The sequence below is a fragment of the Indolivaga capnocytophagoides DSM 22835 genome, from assembly GCF_000426485.1.
GTDB lineage: Bacteria > Bacteroidota > Bacteroidia > Bacteroidales > Dysgonomonadaceae > Dysgonomonas_A > Dysgonomonas_A capnocytophagoides.
This window is the reverse complement of the sequence record NZ_KE384529.1, coordinates 532,017-549,916: the sequence shown is the minus strand read 5'-3', so window position 1 is coordinate 549,916 and position 17,900 is coordinate 532,017. Positions and strand designations below refer to the sequence as shown.

The following is a 17,900-nucleotide window of genomic DNA, read 5'->3' as shown; positions in this document are numbered from 1 at the left end:
CAATACTAAAAGAAGCTAACAATGAAATACAATATAAAATATCTACTTTGTGGAGCAGTAGCATGTCTGGCATTAAGCTCATGCAGCAGTTTCCTTGATGAATCACCCGATTCGGAACTTACCAACGAAAATTGGGGGTCGGGAGATAAAGACCATGCAACCGAGTATACAACTGCTACTCAGATGGAACAATTGTTGACCGGAGCTTACAGCGATTACGGATCGGAATTCTGGCAGCTCGACTGGTATATAATGAATGATGCTCAAGCGGATAATGCTTATGCCGGAGAACCAAAAGATCAGACTATGCAGTTTGACGAACTTCGTATCGCTGCATCTAATGGCGGAGTGAAAAGAGATTGGGGCTACATGTATTCTCAGATATCCAAAGCTAATACAATTATCGAATGGATTCCTAAAATCAAAGATTCTGCATTGACCGAAAAACGCAGAGGTGAAATCAGCGGAGATGCCCACTTTATGAGGGCGTTATGTTATTTCAATCTGGTAAGGATTTACGGAAGTGTACCTTTAATTACTCAATATATCCCTGAAATAAGCCTCGATAATATCGATGAGATATATCCGCTGCTGTATCCGGCTAAATCATCAACTGATAGTATTTATGCACAGATTGTAAGCGACCTCGAAGTTGCCGAATCGGGTGTAATGGATTATTCGACTGATAAGTTTAAGATAACCAAAGCATTTGTGCATCTGATACAGGCGCAGGTGTATGCGACTAAAGACGGTGTGGCTAATACCGACTGGAATAAAGTGAAACAATATGCTCAGGCAGTAGTGTCGGATACTCGTTATGGTTTAATGGATAATTATAATGATCTGTTTGCTGTAGCCGAAACGCCTTCGAATGGAGTATTGCCAAGTGTAAATCTTGTAAATGAACATACTAAGGAATCGATATTTGAAGTCGATTACAACAGTTGGTCTACATTGGGCAACTGGGGGGCTCAGATGTTTTATGGTATCGACTGGAAAAAGTTTAATACACCCAGTCAGGATCTTTACAGAGCTTTTACTTCGGCAAAAGATACAATACGTAGAGATGCATCAATTATGTTTGGTGATGTTACAGGTAAATGGACTGACAAGTATTGGCCGTCTAACAAATACCCTTATTGCTATAAACTGAGATCGCAGGAAGCCGGAAATATTGTGCTGTTCCGTTTGCCGGAAGCTATTTTACTATTGGCTGATGCCGAAAACGAATTAGGAAACCTGAGTGAGGCTAAAAGATTGGTAGATCTGGTACGTACACGTGTTAAGCTGCCTAATACTACAGCATCCAGCAAAGATAACATGCGTTTGGCTATCGAAAACGAGAATCGTTTCGAATTTGCATTCGAAGGTAAAAGATGGATGGATCTGAAACGCAGAGGTCGTTTTATTCAGGTGATGCAGGCTTGTACCGATCATCAGAATACATATGCTTCTCGCTTGAGTGAAAATAAACTGATATGGCCTATCCCTCAGAGTGAACTCGATCTGAATGTAAATCTTACCCAGAATCCGGGTTATTGAGGTCACAGACCTATTTATTAGATCAGTAAACTCGTTTACCGAATATCAATAAGAATAAAAAGGTCTGAGACCTTAAAAGCAAAAGATTATGAAATATATCTATAAAAATATAATATGGGGCTTATGTGCCGGAGCTTTGCTTCTGTCTTCGTGCGAAGAAGAAGATTCCCGGACTGTTTATCCTCATTCGACTCCTGTTATAGAGGATGCTGCGATCAATCCCGGAACATTTACATACGGAGATTCGGTTACTATCACAGCTAAAGTGGCAGACGAAGCAACTCCTCTTTCTACATTGGAGATGAAAATGGTTGTGAATGACGTACTCGTTGCTCAGCAAACCATCCGTACTGCAGGAAATAAAGCTGAGGTTTCTGCAAAGTTCAAAGTTGCGTATGCAGCCGAATTACCCGATAATGCCGATATTGAAGTATTACTTACTTTGACTAATGTGGAAGGTGATCAGACTCAAGGAAATATTTCGGGTCTGAAAGGCAAGAGAACCTATTACAGCAAACTGTATCTGGTATTGGATAATGGTGAGGTGTATCCATTGACGGCTCAATCCGAAAAGTCTGACAAATACGAGTCGGCGGAGGTGAAAATCAAGTCAAATAATATCCGTTACCGTATTGCCGAAAAGCTGACTGATGATAATCAGATCGACTTCTCAGGACGTGTATGGGGTTTAAAAGGCGGTGCTGTTCAGTTAGTGGACGAAACCGGTGATTATATTACGATAACATCAGAAGGCGTTGATTATATCACTCAGATAGTTTTTGATAATTATAAGTTCGCAACAACCCTTGTTGGGAGCAAATTAAATCCGAATGATCTTATTCTCGATAATTTCGGTGATGTAACAGCAAGCAATGAGGCGTTTAAAAAACTTACCCGTACATTCGAAAAGAATCAGGAAGTAACATTGTTCGATGAATTGGCTTCAACTGATGTGGTTTATAATATGGATTATTTTGAACGTACTGCTGATGATAAAGTGAAATTTACAGGCGATGCAGGCAGCTATGACTTGTATTACAGTCCTACCCGGAAAGTAATGCTTGTTGAACCTCAGGACAGAGCTTATCCTAATATCCTGCTGACATGCGGCGAAGGGTTGGGATATCCGTCTAAGGTGAAACCCGAGGCGCATACAGCATGGGATTTCAATGCTCCGCTGCAAGCGATAATATTCCGTAAAGTAGCTGCGGATACTTATCAGGCGACTGTTTATTTTGATGCATCAAAAGCAAACTTTAAACCTTTCGAGAACAGAGACTGGGCGAATGAAAAGAAATCATCCACATTTACTATGCCTGCACTCATCGCAAAAGACACCGATCTGGGTAAAAATGATGGAAACTGGTATCCTGCAGAAGGAGCTGTATCGGGGAACTATAAAATAACCATCAATCTGGCAACTAAAGTCGTTACTGCCGAAAAGGTAACTCTGCCTTGATTAACGAATCTTATAAACAATGACCGGACTACTCACCCGAAAAGTAAGTAGTTCCGGTACTTAAAGACTCAAAAGAATATGAAAAAATATTTGATTCCTATATTCTCCTTGCTTTTGGCAACCTCTTGCATCGATTATAATACCGATTCGGGATTTTCGGATGATAATGAGCAGAATCCGACCGAAAACAATGAGGTGAGAATGTGGCTTACAACACAATCTAAAATATACCTGAACAAGGAACTGTCTATTGATTATACGAATGACATAACCGATGTGGTTGTACGTATAGATCCTTCGACTAAATACCAGACCATAGATGGTTTTGGGGGTACATTAACCGGATCGTCGGCTTATCTGCTGCAACAAATGTCGGCAGAAAAGAGAGCACAGGTATTGAAAGATCTGTTCGATACAAAAGAAGGAGCCGGACTCGAAAGTATCCGTATTGCTATCGGAGCTTCAGACTTTTCGATGGATCTTTATACATATTGCGATAAGCAGGGCATTGAAAACTTTGCCATCCCTGAGATAGATAAAAGGGACTTGATTCCTGTTCTGAAAGAGATTCTGGCTATTAACCCCAATATTAAATTAATAGCCAGCCCATGGTCTCCACCTGCATGGATGAAAAGCTCGGGTAAACTCAATCTTGGTACTTTGAAAGGACCAGAAGTGTATGACGATTATGCGACTTATTTCGTAAAATACGTTCAGGCGATGAAAGCTGAAGGCATAACCATAGATGCTATTACCTTACAGAATGAGGCTGATTTCGAATCGGGTGTTCACCCTTCTATGAAAATGTCGTGGCAGGAACAGGCCGAAATTATCGGTAAGTATATCGGGCCTAAATTTAAGGCGGCAGGCATAACTACCAAAATATTGGTTCTCGATCATAATTTTGATATTTATAACTATGCCATAAATGTATTGAGTGATGCTGTGGCAAATCCTTATATCGATGGAACGGCTTTTCACGGATATGCAGGGAAACCTTCGGCTATCAATGAAGTGAAAACCGCATTTCCAACGAAGAGCATATACGAAACCGAACTATCCGGCGGTGATTGGAATACAGGAACCGAAATGGAAACTATGTTTTATTATATCTCGGATTTTATGGTTCCATGTATGCAGAACGGATCGAGCAACTTTATGATGTTTAATATTGCATTAAACTCTCAGCATGGCCCTGTAACACCCGGAGGGACTTTCTGCGAAGATTGCCGTGGTATTGTTACCATTGATGGTGATGATGCCAAAAAAGAACTGGAATATTATATGTTGAGCCATTTCAGTAAAGTATGCCGTACAGGAGCGAAAATGATTTCGACATCGTTTACCGGAGCATTTCCTGAAGGAGCTACAGCAACAGCATTCCTTAATCCTGATGGTAGCAGAGGGCTTGTTGTTGTAAACGAATCGGGAAATAATATAAATATGACAGTCAAAGATCAAACCAACGGAAAACGTATTGTGTATAGTGTGCCGAATTCGTCGGTAGCATCTTTCCTGTTGAAATAAATATAAATGCAAAGGAGACCGCATAATAAACTAATTATGCGATCTTCCTTTTTAATAAAAGCAAGTATTAATGACATATATACAGGTGTATAGAGTTCTGTCGTTTTTATACTTTGTGAATCAATAAATAGGTCTGAGACCTTCAGATAACGAGAACCTCATGAAAAAAATCTTTTATCTTGCGATAAGCTGTTCACTATTATTTGCATGTACCGAAAAGTCTGTTGTGGATATATATACCACTACTGCCGATAAAACAAAGACCATGCAAAAAGACTCGGTTATGCTTATGGCAAAATCAGATGTCGAGTCTACGGATAATATTATAACATTGCATCCTGAAGAGAAATATCAGGAAATGGATGGTTTTGGTGCTGCAATAACCGGATCAAGTTGCTATAATCTGTTGAAGATGGCTCCGGCAGATAGAACTGCCATATTAAAAGAAACTTTCGATCAGAAAGACGGATACGGATACAGTTATATTCGTATATCTCTCGGAGCGTCCGACTTTTCGTTAGATGAATACACTTATTGCGACAAACCGGGATTAGAGAATTTCGCGATTAACGAATATGATAAGCGAGACCTTTTCCCTATCCTGAAAGAAATAAAAGCAATCAATCCCGAAGTGAAAATAATGGCATCACCTTGGTCTTGTCCGAAATGGATGAAGGTAAATAACCTGAAAGAACTGAAGCCTTTCGATTCGTGGACAAGCGGGCAGCTCAATCCTAAATACTATCAGGATTATGCCGCTTACTTTGTAAAATACATTCAGGCTATGGAAAAGGAAGGTTTCAAGATTGATGCGACGACTATTCAGAATGAACCTCTCAATCGGGGTAATTCGATGTCTTTGTATATGACATGGCAGGAGCAGCGTGATTTTGTCAGAGACGCTCTGGGCCCTGCTTTCGAAAAAGCCGGTATCAAAACAAAGATTGTAGTGTATGACCATAACTACAATTATGATAACGATAAATCAGAGAATTACGACCAGGGACAATATCCGGTAAAAATATATGAAGATGCTAATGCCGCGAAATACATTGACGGAGCTGCGTACCATGCTTATGGAGGTGAAAAAGAAGAACTGCTGACTGTGCATAATGCTTATCCCGATAAGAACCTGTATTTTACCGAAATGTCTATCGGATTATGGGGTGAAGGGTATTCTTTTGCTAAAGATCTGATGTGGAATATGCGTGAGGTTTGTATAGGCAGTATCAATAACTTCAATAAAGCTGTGATCATGTGGAATTATATGCTCGATGATAACCACGGACCGGACCGTCCCGGAGGATGTGATATTTGCCTGGGTTGTATAACTATTGATTCTAATGATTATAAGACTATGGATAAGAACAGCCATTATTATACGATGGCTCATCTTTCGAAAGTTATTAAACCCGGAAGTTTCCGTATAAAATCGGAAGGAAAAACAGATGAGAAGATATATTATTCGGCGTTTGAGAATCCCGATAAAAGTTATTCTGTTGTTTTGCTGAACGAAAATCAGGAGCAAAAAACGGTAACGGTAGCACTTGGCGATAAAGCGTTCAGCTATATTGTACCTGCTCAGTCTGTTATATCTTGTATCTGGAAATAAGAATCATCCGCCTTGTGTGTTTTATGTGTAAGTTGAGAGGTTTTTGTGAGGTCGGTATGTGCTGTTGAGTACTTATATATCGGAGGTTTTATTGTATTTTTGTTTACAGATATACTACAAACCGAATACAAGAGAATCTTTTTGAGACCTCGAATAGGCATAAACTCGGTCATCAGTTTGCAATCCATGAAAAATAATCATAAATACAGATCTTATGATCTTTAATCTCAAATAACTAAATCATGCTAAATCAAGTGAAATTATTATTGAGTTTTCTCTTTATGGCTTCGGTTGCTATGCCTGTGATAGCGCAGAATTCCATTCCGGTATATCTGGATGAGAGCAAACCAATAGAACAGCGGGTAGAGGATGCTCTTTCCCGAATGACTCTGGAAGAAAAAGTGGCGATGTGTCATGCTCAGTCTAAATTCAGTTCGGCGGGTGTCCCTCGCTTGGGAATACCCGAAAACTGGATGACAGACGGCCCTCATGGTATACGTCCCGAAGTATTGTGGGACGAGTGGGATCAGGCAGGATGGACTAACGATTCTTGTATCGCTTTTCCTGCGCTTACAGCTTTGGCTGCCACATGGAATAAAGATATGTCGGCTCTGTACGGAAAATCGATAGGAGAAGAGGCCCGTTACAGAAACAAAAATGTATTACTGGGTCCCGGTGTAAACATTTACCGTACTCCATTAAACGGACGTAACTTCGAGTATATGGGAGAAGATCCGTTTTTAGCTTCAAAAATGGTTGTACCTTACATTCAGGGCGTACAGGCCAATGGTGTTGCCGCATGTGTAAAGCACTTTGCCCTGAATAATCAGGAGGTGGACCGCCACACTGTAAATGTAAATGTAGACGACCGTACTTTGTACGAAATATATCTGCCTGCTTTTAAAGCTGCTGTGCAGGAAGGAAAAGCCTGGGCTATTATGGGTGCTTATAACAAGTACAAAGGTCAGTGGGCTTGCCATAATCAATATTTGCTGAATGACATTCTTCGCGGCGAATGGGGTTTTGATGGAGTTGTTGTGTCTGACTGGGGTGGTGTAAACAGTACTCAGGAAGCAATTTATCATGGCTTGGACATGGAATTCGGTTCTTGGACAAATGGTCTGAGCGAAGGAACAAGCAACGCTTATGATAACTATTATCTGTCTAAACCATTTTTGAAATTATTGAAATCAGGCGAAGTGAAAGAGGAAGAAGTAGACAAAAAAGTCCGCAATATTCTTCGTCTTGCATTCCGTACAACAATGAATACAAAACGTCCTTGGGGATCGTTTGGTACTGATGAACATGCCTTGGCAGGACGTCATATTGCAGAAGAAGGAATTGTACTTCTTAAAAACGATAATGCAGTATTGCCTCTCGACCTCAATAAGACTAAAAAAATATTGGTTGTAGGTGAAAATGCCATCAAAGCGATGACTGTCGGCGGAGGAAGTTCTTCGTTGAAAGCCAGATACGAAGTATCTCCTTTAGACGGAATTAAAAAGCGTGTAGGATCTCAGGCTGAGGTTGTTTATGCAAGAGGATATGTAGGTGATGCCAGCGGAAATTACAATGGTGTACACTCGGGACAGGATTTGACTGAAACTCGTTCCGAATCGGAATTGATAGCCGATGCTGTAAATCAGGCTAAATCTGCTGATGTGGTTATCTTTATCGGAGGTCTTAATAAAAGTGATAATCAGGACAGCGAAGGGCATGACCGTAAGTCTTTGGGCTTACCTTATGATCAGGATAAATTGATCTCGGAACTGGTTAAAGCAAATAAGAATCTGGTAGTGGTGAATGTGTCGGGTAATGCTGTTGCAATGCCTTGGGTCAAAGAAGTACCATCTATCGTTCAGACTTGGTATAACGGAACAGAATCGGGTACAGCATTGGCTTCTATCCTGCTTGGTGATGTAAATCCTTCGGGTAAACTGCCGTTTACATTTCCTGTAAAATTGGATGATGTTGGTGCTCATAAACTGGATGCTTATCCCGGTGTAAATAAAGAAGCTGATTATAAAGAAGGTATCTTTGTCGGTTACCGTTGGGTTGATAAAGAAAAGATTAAATCATTGTTCAGTTTCGGATACGGATTGAGCTATACTACGTTTGAATACGGTAAAGTAACAGCCGATAAAAAAGAAGTTACCCGTGACGGAAAGATCTCATTTACCGTGAAAGTGAAGAATACAGGAGCAAGAGACGGAGCTGAGATTGTTCAGCTTTATATAAGTGATCTGAAAAGCTCATTGCCCCGTCCATTAAAGGAGTTGAAAGGTTTTGAAAAAGTATATCTGAAAGCAGGTGAAGAAAAAGAAGTTACGATGTCTATCGATAAATCGGCTTTAAGCTTTTTCGATGCAGCTAAGCATGAATGGGTTGCCGAAAACGGAGATTTCGAGGCTCTGATCGGTGCTTCGTCTTCGGATATAAAATCAAAAGTGAAATTTACTTTGAAATAAGGATTCTATTTTTGAAATAAGGAAAAAATCCTGTTACCCAGATTTATTCGGTAGCGGGATTTTTTTTTGAATTATTTTTATTCGGATAATCTGATATATATCAGTGTGATATTAAAAAATATCAGTTTTTCTTAAAAAAAAAACGAACACGCCGATAAACAAAATATAAGTCTTATATGTTTCCATAGTCTCGAGCTTATATCAGAAAGATCATTTCATAATCTTTTTTCTATATAAAATCGTAAAAAGAAAGATATTTTATATTGAAAGAAATCAAAGTTTTCTTCTTGGATATTTTTCTGTATATCAGTTCAATGTAGCTGATGATATATAATTAAGTGTTTGTTATAAGAATATAGAGAGTAATTATTTTAAGAAGACCTGAAGTGCTGCTATAGTTGTGTTGGCCGCTGCACTCGATGGTTCAATTCGTATTTCTAATTTATTCTGACGCTGAGATAGAAAATGAATACTTTAGATAGATTCTATTTAAATAAAAGTGGTTATCCGAGGACATAAGATCTTTGGTGTCCCCAAGAATTCCCAGAATAACTCTAACTCTACTTTCTCATTAGTCTATGGTGGGTCTATAAGGGGCTTGTTCAAGCACATTCCATTTTAATCTTAAATAAAAATACTAGGCATACCGGGAAATCAACTATTGCACGAAAGGCTTGTTGCGTGTGTGTCTATGTAAATAAAAAGGTCTGAGGCCTTTTCCCGGATCAATAAATAAAGAACATACAAAGTTATGGTAAAGGATGTTACTCTAAACTACTTAAAGGTATTGGACGATAAGTTTGGTTATGATCACGATATAATCCAGACTTTTATTGTCGACCAGGGTGAAGTTCTAGAAATTGCACCCGGTGACTCTAAAATACTTTTTATCCGAAACGGTAGAGTGAACTTCTCTATGTCGAAATATTATGAAAAAGAACTGGACAGAAACCAAATGCTGGTAATACCATTGGGTTCTAACTTTACGGGGGTCGCACAAGAGAGATCCGAAATGGTACTGCTTAAGATTCCTTATAATATCAATCTTTCGGGATGTTTTCAGGGGCAAAAATCACGGACTGTAAGTAATATGGCTTCGGCTTATTCGCATAAAGAGCTGAATGAGAAAAAGCAATCATCCGACGAATTGTCGGTGCTTGATATGAATAATCTGTTGATATTGTATGTGTCGTTATTGAGCCAGTGCAGTGATGCCGGATTATGTACACCGCAGTATATGGAAATAAAGGTGCAGGAGTTTATCTGCATAATGAATATAAGCTATACAAGCCAGCAAATCGAAAATTTCTTTAAACCGATATTATCAAGCGACAGAGTGTTTTCTGATTTTATATATAATGCGTATCGCAAAGTAAAAACCGAGCAGGATCTGGCCGATTTGGCATATTATAGTTTGTCAGGCTTCAAAAAGCGTTTCAAAAAAGTTTTTAATATGGCTCCCGCCCAATGGCTTAAAATGAAAAAGGCCGAAGATATATATTATGAGCTTAATCACGGACAAAAATCATTCAAGCAGATATGTGAAGAATACAATTTCTCATCGACATCTCATTTTAATACATTCTGTAAAAAATATTTGGGTGCAACTCCCGGAATAATACGTTCGTCGGGTGCGGTTAGATGATGAAAATGATAGAAAGAATGATCAAAGGTCTATATATGACATAAAAGTGATTATTTATGAAACAGTTGGTATTTACAAATGACCTATTTTTGTAATAGGATAAATCAATATGATAGTTAAGTGGATTTTATTGAATCATATTGTTTCGAAATGGTTAATGTAGAGTGTGTAACTAATAAAAGTAATAGATAGAGATTAAAGATTGTTTAGCGTTTTGCTATATTTTATCCTGATGCTGAGATAGGAGAGGGGTTTCAATAATTTTCTGAATAAATAAAATAAAGATCGATACAGGGTTAAAAAATTCTGGTGTCCCCAAGGTACGTCCGATCCGAACTATGTAATAGCAGTGTTTGATGAGGTGTTTCATAGTGGTAACATGCTGTTATATTTATGCTTGTCTAATTAATAAATAGGTCTGAGACCTTAATTTATAGAAAGAAGTTTATTTATCTCAAATTTTTTTGAAAGTGAAAAATACTGAAATCGTATGGCATGTAATGCGTATACCATACAACAGAGAAATGTTGTTTAAAAATCATCTGGATACGATTGATATCGAAAATTTTATTCCGATGCATTACAAGTATGTAGAGAAAAAAGGACAGAAAATCAAAGTGTTGGTTCCGGTTGTAAACAATCTTGTTTTTGTCAAGACATCAAGAGCTGTTCTGAATAAGGTAAAGACTGAGGTGGAGTTGCGTTTTCCGGTACGTTATATGATGGATAGAGTCCGCAACGAACCGATGGTAGTTCCCGAAAATCAGATGAATAATTTTTTGAGCGTAGCTAAAACTTATGACGATCAATTGATATATCTCGATTCGTCTGAAGTTCTTTTACGCCGGGGTGACAAAGTCCGTATTACCCAAGGGCCTTTAGCCGGAGTTGTCGGCGAATTTTTACGGATCAGAGGAGACAGGCGTGTTGTTGTATCTGTAGATGGTCTAATGTCTGTTGCCACAGCTTATATTTCTCCTTATCAGCTGGAGAGGCTCGAAGAACCGAGGATGTATGAACAGACGATATTGTGCGAGACAGAGGTTTAAAGTTTTCTACCTCTAATTATATACAAACTGACGATAAATTATAGAGATAATTTTCGAACCAAACGATATAAAACATGCACCTCTGGTTTTCTGAAATATACCAGAGTTCTTGAAAATTTACGGCATATGCGATAATGTTTTACTGAGAAGGGAAGTAAACCGAGTACGTGCAGCTACCGTATCCATATAACGATCTTCCCCCATTTAGTAGACCTGTGTGTACAAATTAATAATAGTGTCATATTAGAGAATATTATAACAGAGTCCAAGATACGAATCAGTGGTTGATGTAGGTATACTTGCAGACGTATTCTTTTTCCGTTCGGAAGTACGATAATCGAGATTAGAACACAAGAAAGATTGAAGGAGAGCTTATTCTTCTCCGGTTATCCTTTACAAACGGCTCGTCTGCAAGGCACACCTACTATTTTTAGTTTTTTTGAAATATCATTTTTTGATATCAGAAAATATTCACTTTTACTTAAAAGACAATAGCAACCTATCATCTAACACAAACGATACTCTTATGAATCAGTTTTTTAAACTAAACAGATTTGCAACTTTTTGGTAGCCAGTATAATCACTAGAGAAAAATGTTCTGCCAATCAGTGTTTAGTCTTAAGTTAAACATTTAAAATTTGAAAGAAAATGAATAATGCTTTAAGTAAAAGTACATACTTTAGGATTTCGACTCAATTTGTTGATCTACTAGTTCTCAATATTTGGTGTGTTGCGTTCTATTTTTTATTGGGTACGGAACGGAGAATCGAAGCCTTTGATTCTTATGTATTTCAATACTGGCTTATCTGCAATATATCGTATATCATGAGTTTGTTTATAGCCGGGGCTATATTGCAAAAGCGGATAGTACGTCCTGAGGTTATAGTATCTCATGTATCGAGAATTATTATAATAGCTTTTTTCCTGTTTTTATCGGGGCTTAGCATTGCTATGCTTCCTGCTATACATCTCAAATATGTTGTACCGTTTTATCTCGTGGCTTTTGCTTTTATTGTATTAGCACAGCTTTCGTTAAGACTTTGGATATTGAATGTTCGAAGTTATGGTAGAAACAGCAGATCTGCCGTGGTTGTGGGAGATGGTGGAAATATGCTGGAAATAATTCAAACGTTGAAACAATCCGAGATGGGATATAATCTGTTGGGAGTCTTTTCTTTTAATGAAGAATTGGAAGGTTTTCCCGAAGGTGTGTCGTGGTTGGGATATCCGGAAGATGTAGTGGGGTGGTTATCGAGCAATAAGGTAGATGATGTCTTCTGCGGATTACCTTCTAAACATAGGGATGAGATATTACCGATTATTAATTATTGCGAAAATAACCTGCTGCGTTTTTACAGTGTTCCCAATTTACGGAATTATCTGAAACGTAAAATGACGGTGGATAAATGTGGTGATGTATTAATACTTGCCATTCGCCGTGAGCCTTTGGGCAGAATAACCAATCGGGTTATAAAGCGTTTTGTAGACTTTTCGGTATCAACCGTATTCTTATGCACTGTATATCCTTTTCTGTACCTGATAATAGGAAGTATAATTAAAATATCGTCTCCGGGTCCGATTTATTTTCGTCAGCAAAGAACTGGTCTGAACGGCAAAAGCTTTGGCTGCTATAAGTTCAGAAGTATGAAGGTCAATAATGATAGCGACAAGGTACAGGCTACGCTGAATGACCCAAGAAAGACCAAAATAGGGAATTTCCTCAGAAAAACCAATCTCGATGAGCTGCCTCAGTTGATTAATGTATGGCGGGGAGAAATGAGTCTGGTGGGGCCTCGTCCGCATATGTTGAAGCATACAGAAGACTATTCGAAAATAATCAATAAATATATGGTTCGCCATTTGGTAAAACCCGGTATTACAGGCTGGGCACAGGTAAATGGCTATAGAGGAGAAACCAAGACTCTTCCTGAGATGGAAGGCCGTGTGATATATGATATCTGGTATCTTGAGAATTGGAGCTTCTGGCTTGATATCCGCATCATGGTTTATACAATAACCAATATGCTGCAAGGCGAAAAGAACGCATATTGATTATCCTTTGGATAAAAATAGATAAAATCTAATACCACTTTACAGGAGGTTGTTACATAAATTTGTAGCAACCTTTTTTTTTAGATAAGGTATTCCGATGTATTGAGATACTTATTATCCGAAAATGTTTCAACAACAATTCTGTTTAGGTATTTCTTTCGTCTGAACTCAATCGTACGCTCTGTTATCGGTTTTGTACTTAGCAGGTTACAGGACATGTAGCCATCTTGTATTTCGAATTCGAATCTGATGTCAAAAGGGTAGGGGTTTACTACTCTCAGGTCTTTATATCCGTATACTACTGTTGCATCGGCTCCCAGTGGAGTAAATCGTTCTTCTTCGGTATAAATATCCACCGTATGGTTATAACGCTCATTTATACTAAGTCCTGCTTTCAGCGCACACAGGTAAATGATGCCCGATAGCTGACACAGTCCTCCACCGTAGTCAGCCTTGAGTTTGCCATCTATCAGGTTGCGACCCATCTTAAAGCCTTTTTCTGGAGATGGGTTTCCTATTGCCCGCCAGAATGAAAAAGTTTCTCCTGAAGTTATGATAATCCTTTCTATTAGATTGGTTCCTAGTCTTATATTGTCGATCTTATTCTGATAATACTCAGACTTTCTGATCTCTTGTGTTTCTGAAATAGAATGTTCGAACGGTGATTCCGTTACTCTGAAAGAGGCGAAGATTACTCCTTTGTTCCGGTCTTCTGTATAACGTTTGATCAGTTTGTATCTCAACCGCAACGATGAGGGGATCAGCTTCTTTATTTTCATGTTCTTTCTAAAACAACGATGGTGTATGATGCGTATTTTTTCAGGCATGAGCGGCATATCCAACGGTCAAGTCGTCTGATGTATCTCCGCCATGATGATGGGAAGCGATGTATCGGAAAAAACATCAATCCGTAGGATTTTCTCAGTATCCATTTTGTAGTCATTGCTTGCACTTCCATTGACGAAAGAGAGTTGGATGCGTGCCAACCCTTTATCTTGTAATTGATGATCTGGCGACGGTATTTAGACGGAAAGTCAAAGATAAGCCGTGCACCTTGTTTTGCGACACGTGCGGTTTCTGTCAAAAACTGACGGGTATCATCTTTATCCAAATGCATAAGTAGATGGAACGAAAAAATAGTCTCGAACATATTACTTTCGAAAGGCATTTGTAAAGCACTGCCTTCAAAGAGCATACGGCTCGGATATTTTTGTTGAGCCTGTTGCAGCATCTGAGGGCTGATGTCTAATCCATAACGGGCATATCTGAGAAAACGGCCTGTTCCGCATGCAACATCCAGCGTTTTATCCTTGTTGTTGTTTAACAGTAATTTATGCAGGATCTTCTTTTCCTGATAATCGATGTATTTTCCGTACGAATTGGCGAACCTGTCGTTGTCATATTCCGAAGCCAGTTCGTCATAGTACGATTTTATAGAGTGTTGCATATATAGATTGTTTGTCTTTACCGAAAGTGTATGTGTAATAATCCCTATCGTTTTACTTTTCAATAATAATACGGTATAAAGCCGAGAACTTATGCTGAACAGCCAGCTTGTTCATTCGGTCTTTTTGGCTGAACTCTCCTGAATATCCGACTCTGTCGCAACGTCCATACCAAGGCTCTATGCAAACGAATGGGGAGTCTTTGTGCGGAGGTTCCCATAACCCGACTAACGGCGAATCAAATTGTAAGCTGATATATGGCTTACGGTTTGCGTCCAACAGCGAAACTTTGCTTATCTGGCTGTTTTCGAATATCAGCGCATCGTTGTCAAATGTGTGATTTGTTATAGGCAAAAGGTTATCGGTCAGTTGCAGATCGTATTCTTTGGTAGTATCCGCACATCCTTTTTCGGCAATAAGTATATATTTCAGATCGTTATTGCGGTCGAATGTAAAATAGCCTTTGATAGGGCTTGCTGAACTATGCTCCGGATAATTGAATGCAGGATGCGCGCCTATCTGAAAGTATAAGTCGGACTGTCCTGTATTGATAACGTCCCAAATCACAATAACGCTATTTCCTTCCAGTTTATAAGCTATCTCCAATTCGAAGGCAAATGGATATATTTGCTCCGTTTTGCTGTCATTCGTGAGTTTATACCGTATCTCGTTAGCCGATTCGTATATCAGTGAAAATTCTTCATCCCGTGCAAAACCGTGTTGAGACATGGGGTAAATCTGTCCATTATGCGTGTATTTATTATTCCATAATCCGCCTACTATGGGAAAGAGTACCGGCGAATGCCGTTTCCAATAGGCTGGATCGGCCTGCCAGAGGTATTCATGTCCATTATCGAGACTGACGATGCTGGAAAGTTCTGCTCCTAAAGGCTTTACTTTTATTGATAATTTGTCGTTGATCAGGGTTTTCATATATTGAGTACTTTATCTTATCGGTTTTTTGAAGACTTTAGTCTTTTAGTTCGGTTATTTCTTTTATTCCTTCTCTGTTGAACAGTAACCTGAATTTTCTGTAATAGAGGTTTTCATGTCCTTCGCACCTTAGTATAAAATGCAGAGCATATACTTTTTCGCTCGAGAACCGGATGTATCCGTCTTGTTCATCAGGCAGGTAAATAGGGACTTTCGGGTTATCCATTTTAAGGATATAGTGAGTGATATTGAATCGTGTTATATCATTTATTCCTATAAACTGGTATCCTTTATAATTACTTATTTTTGAAGATTCCAGATTTACCAGCTTTTTATAAAGTATTATTTGTTCGTTATATATCTGATTTTCGGCTTCAACCAATGGAGACCGCTTGCGCATATTCAGAACTTCTCCCGGAACTTTCGATTCGATAGCAAAATCAAATGCTTCTTTTGTCCATCCTATCGGGTTGCGTTGTATATCGAGTTGACGTTTGGTGTCGAAGTATTTTTTACCCAATTGTGTACTGAAGTAAAAACGCATAAGGTCTTTAATGCGGTCTTTGAATATATAGCTGATCACAAGAGCAAAAAACAAGGGAATGGTAAAATTACCGTAATGCAGTTGTGCCGAAAACGAAACAACCGTGGCGAATATCATCGAAGTACCTGCCGCTATTCCGTAATAAAATTGTTCGGCCAAGGCTCCGTCTTTTGTCTTTTTTGTGATGAGGAATAAGTCGCTTTCAATAAACTTTTTAAGTATACCCCGTCTCATTACTACCAGGTAATTGTTGCTCTCATCTTTCGTATCGAGCATCGAATAGCCTTGTTCTCTTTTATACGAATCTTCGTTTGCAACGAGTTGATACAGCTTATCTTTCACCTGTTTGTAAGGTGATCTGTTTTCGAGCCCTCTCATCAGTCGGAAAGTTTGCTGCTGCAAAATATTGCCTATAAAGTCGTCGCCAAAACCATAGTATTGCTTGTTGTCTTCCGATATCGAGTCATTATTGATAATCACCCATAAATCGCGGTAACGCTGTATAATATGCGAAACATGAAGTATATATTCATCTACCAGTTCCTCGATCAGATTATTGTCTTCTTCTTCGATAATATAGAAGGCTCTATCCCGTGATGCACTTTTGAAGATGGATGAAAGCATTCTTATCTGAAAGATGTAATTCTTTTGATATTCTTCGTTATCAGGTGATTCGGAGAGCTTTTTAGCCGCATCTTTCAATCTGCCCAAAGGACCGTTGTCTCCCATATATATTTCCTGTAAAGTATATACGGGCGTAATAAGCCTTACGTTTGATTTGGTGTCTTTGTAAAATTGATCTTTGCTGTATGTACCACGATTGATATCAATACTATTGGGGACAAACAGCCATGTATTGATGCTAAACTCATTGATGTCACTATCAACCGTTTTGCGGGTTGCTATAAATGATGTTTTGAATTCAAATGAGTAATTGTCGTGTATTTTTACCTTAATATCGATCATTCAGCCAAAGATAATGGTTTTGGGTTTAAGTAACAGTAAGTATTTAATGATATGCTACATATAGTAAAGCTGTCTACTCGTTTACTAATTTAATAAAAAGGTCTGAGACCTAGACCTTATTTCCATCCCTTATAAGGTTTTTTTATCAGTTGTGAGTTGTAATATTTCCGGTCTCCCGTCACTTCTTCTCCGAGCCAGTCGGGATGTTCGAATTCTTCGTTCTCTTCATTGAGTTCGATCTCAGCCACAGTTAATCCTTCGTTTTCTCCATAAAATTCATCGACTTCAAACGTATGGTTTCCTGCTTTTACCAGATAGCGGGTTTTATCTATTACTCCCGGATCGCAAAGTTTTAATAATTGTTCGGCATCTTCGAGAGAAATCTCTTTTTCCCATTCGAAACGGCTGATACCGTTTGGTGTTGTTCCGCCCTTGATGGTTATGTATCCTTTTCCTCCCCTGATTCGGATGCGTACACTACGGCCACCTGTATTAGATGCCATATAACCTTGTACTACTCTGTCGTGTGAAAATGACTGTGATTTGTAATCTCCTTTTACCAGAAATTTGCGCTCGATCTCGGTGTTATTATTGTTCATATGGATAAATGAAACAGGCATATAAAGGATATGCCTGCACTATTTGTTTTATATTAATG

At 38.7% G+C, this 17,900-nt stretch carries 13 protein-coding genes; 8 read left to right on the top strand and 5 right to left on the bottom strand.

Annotation, left to right across the window (positions count from 1 at the left end; all coding sequences use genetic code 11):
* Nucleotides 1–21: 21 nt before the first annotated feature.
* The 8 genes from K322_RS0115535 (at nt 22) to K322_RS19735 (ending at nt 13,354) form a co-directional block, all read left to right on the top strand.
* Nucleotides 22–1,542, top strand: coding sequence for a RagB/SusD family nutrient uptake outer membrane protein (locus tag K322_RS0115535; protein WP_026627701.1), 1,521 nt, complete (start codon nt 22–24; stop codon nt 1,540–1,542).
* A gap of 88 nt (nt 1,543–1,630) precedes the next feature.
* Nucleotides 1,631–3,001: a DUF5016 domain-containing protein gene (locus K322_RS0115530; RefSeq protein WP_026627700.1), complete on the top strand. Its 1,371-nt coding sequence runs from the start codon at nt 1,631–1,633 to the stop codon at nt 2,999–3,001.
* Between the two features lie 78 nt (nt 3,002–3,079).
* Entirely contained in the window at nt 3,080–4,528 is a 1,449-nt protein-coding gene (locus K322_RS0115525) for a glycoside hydrolase family 30 protein (protein WP_026627699.1), read from the top strand.
* A 160-nt stretch (nt 4,529–4,688) separates the two neighbouring features.
* Nucleotides 4,689–6,140 carry a glycoside hydrolase family 30 protein gene (locus tag K322_RS0115520; protein WP_026627698.1) on the top strand — a complete coding sequence of 484 codons (1,452 nt, stop codon included), beginning with the start codon at nt 4,689–4,691 and terminating at the stop codon, nt 6,138–6,140.
* A gap of 242 nt (nt 6,141–6,382) precedes the next feature.
* Entirely contained in the window at nt 6,383–8,608 is a 2,226-nt protein-coding gene (locus K322_RS0115510; RefSeq protein WP_026627696.1) for a glycoside hydrolase family 3 C-terminal domain-containing protein, read from the top strand.
* 751 nt (nt 8,609–9,359) lie between these two features.
* Nucleotides 9,360–10,253: a helix-turn-helix transcriptional regulator gene (locus tag K322_RS20445; protein ID WP_026627695.1), complete on the top strand. Its 894-nt coding sequence runs from the start codon at nt 9,360–9,362 to the stop codon at nt 10,251–10,253.
* A gap of 470 nt (nt 10,254–10,723) precedes the next feature.
* A complete protein-coding gene (locus K322_RS0115500) occupies nt 10,724–11,302 on the top strand; it encodes a UpxY family transcription antiterminator (RefSeq protein WP_246037415.1) in 579 nt (192 codons plus the stop codon).
* 648 nt (nt 11,303–11,950) lie between these two features.
* Nucleotides 11,951–13,354: an undecaprenyl-phosphate glucose phosphotransferase gene (locus tag K322_RS19735; protein ID WP_051290858.1), complete on the top strand. Its 1,404-nt coding sequence runs from the start codon at nt 11,951–11,953 to the stop codon at nt 13,352–13,354.
* An 80-nt stretch (nt 13,355–13,434) separates the two neighbouring features.
* Here the strand turns inward: K322_RS19735 and K322_RS0115490 are convergent, their stop codons facing one another.
* The 5 genes from K322_RS0115490 to K322_RS0115470 all read right to left on the bottom strand — a co-directional run bounded on the left by K322_RS0115490 (nt 13,435) and on the right by K322_RS0115470 (nt 17,841).
* A complete protein-coding gene (locus tag K322_RS0115490) occupies nt 13,435–14,133 on the bottom strand; it encodes a VanW family protein (RefSeq protein WP_051290857.1) in 699 nt (232 codons plus the stop codon).
* A complete protein-coding gene (locus tag K322_RS0115485) occupies nt 14,130–14,801 on the bottom strand; it encodes a class I SAM-dependent methyltransferase (RefSeq protein WP_026627692.1) in 672 nt (223 codons plus the stop codon). The genes K322_RS0115490 and K322_RS0115485 overlap by 4 nt, the downstream gene beginning before the upstream one ends.
* Nucleotides 14,802–14,853: 52 nt before the next feature.
* Nucleotides 14,854–15,732, bottom strand: a complete 879-nt coding sequence (locus tag K322_RS0115480) for an aldose 1-epimerase family protein (RefSeq protein WP_026627691.1) — start codon at nt 15,730–15,732, stop codon at nt 14,854–14,856.
* A gap of 37 nt (nt 15,733–15,769) precedes the next feature.
* The gene (locus K322_RS0115475) at nt 15,770–17,242 is read right to left on the bottom strand and encodes a hypothetical protein (RefSeq protein WP_026627690.1); all 1,473 of its coding nucleotides are present in this window, start codon (nt 17,240–17,242) and stop codon (nt 15,770–15,772) included.
* A gap of 116 nt (nt 17,243–17,358) precedes the next feature.
* Nucleotides 17,359–17,841 (bottom strand): CYTH domain-containing protein, encoded by a 483-nt coding sequence (locus tag K322_RS0115470; RefSeq protein ID WP_035332436.1) that lies wholly within the window; start codon nt 17,839–17,841, stop codon nt 17,359–17,361.
* Nucleotides 17,842–17,900: the final 59 nt, after the last annotated feature.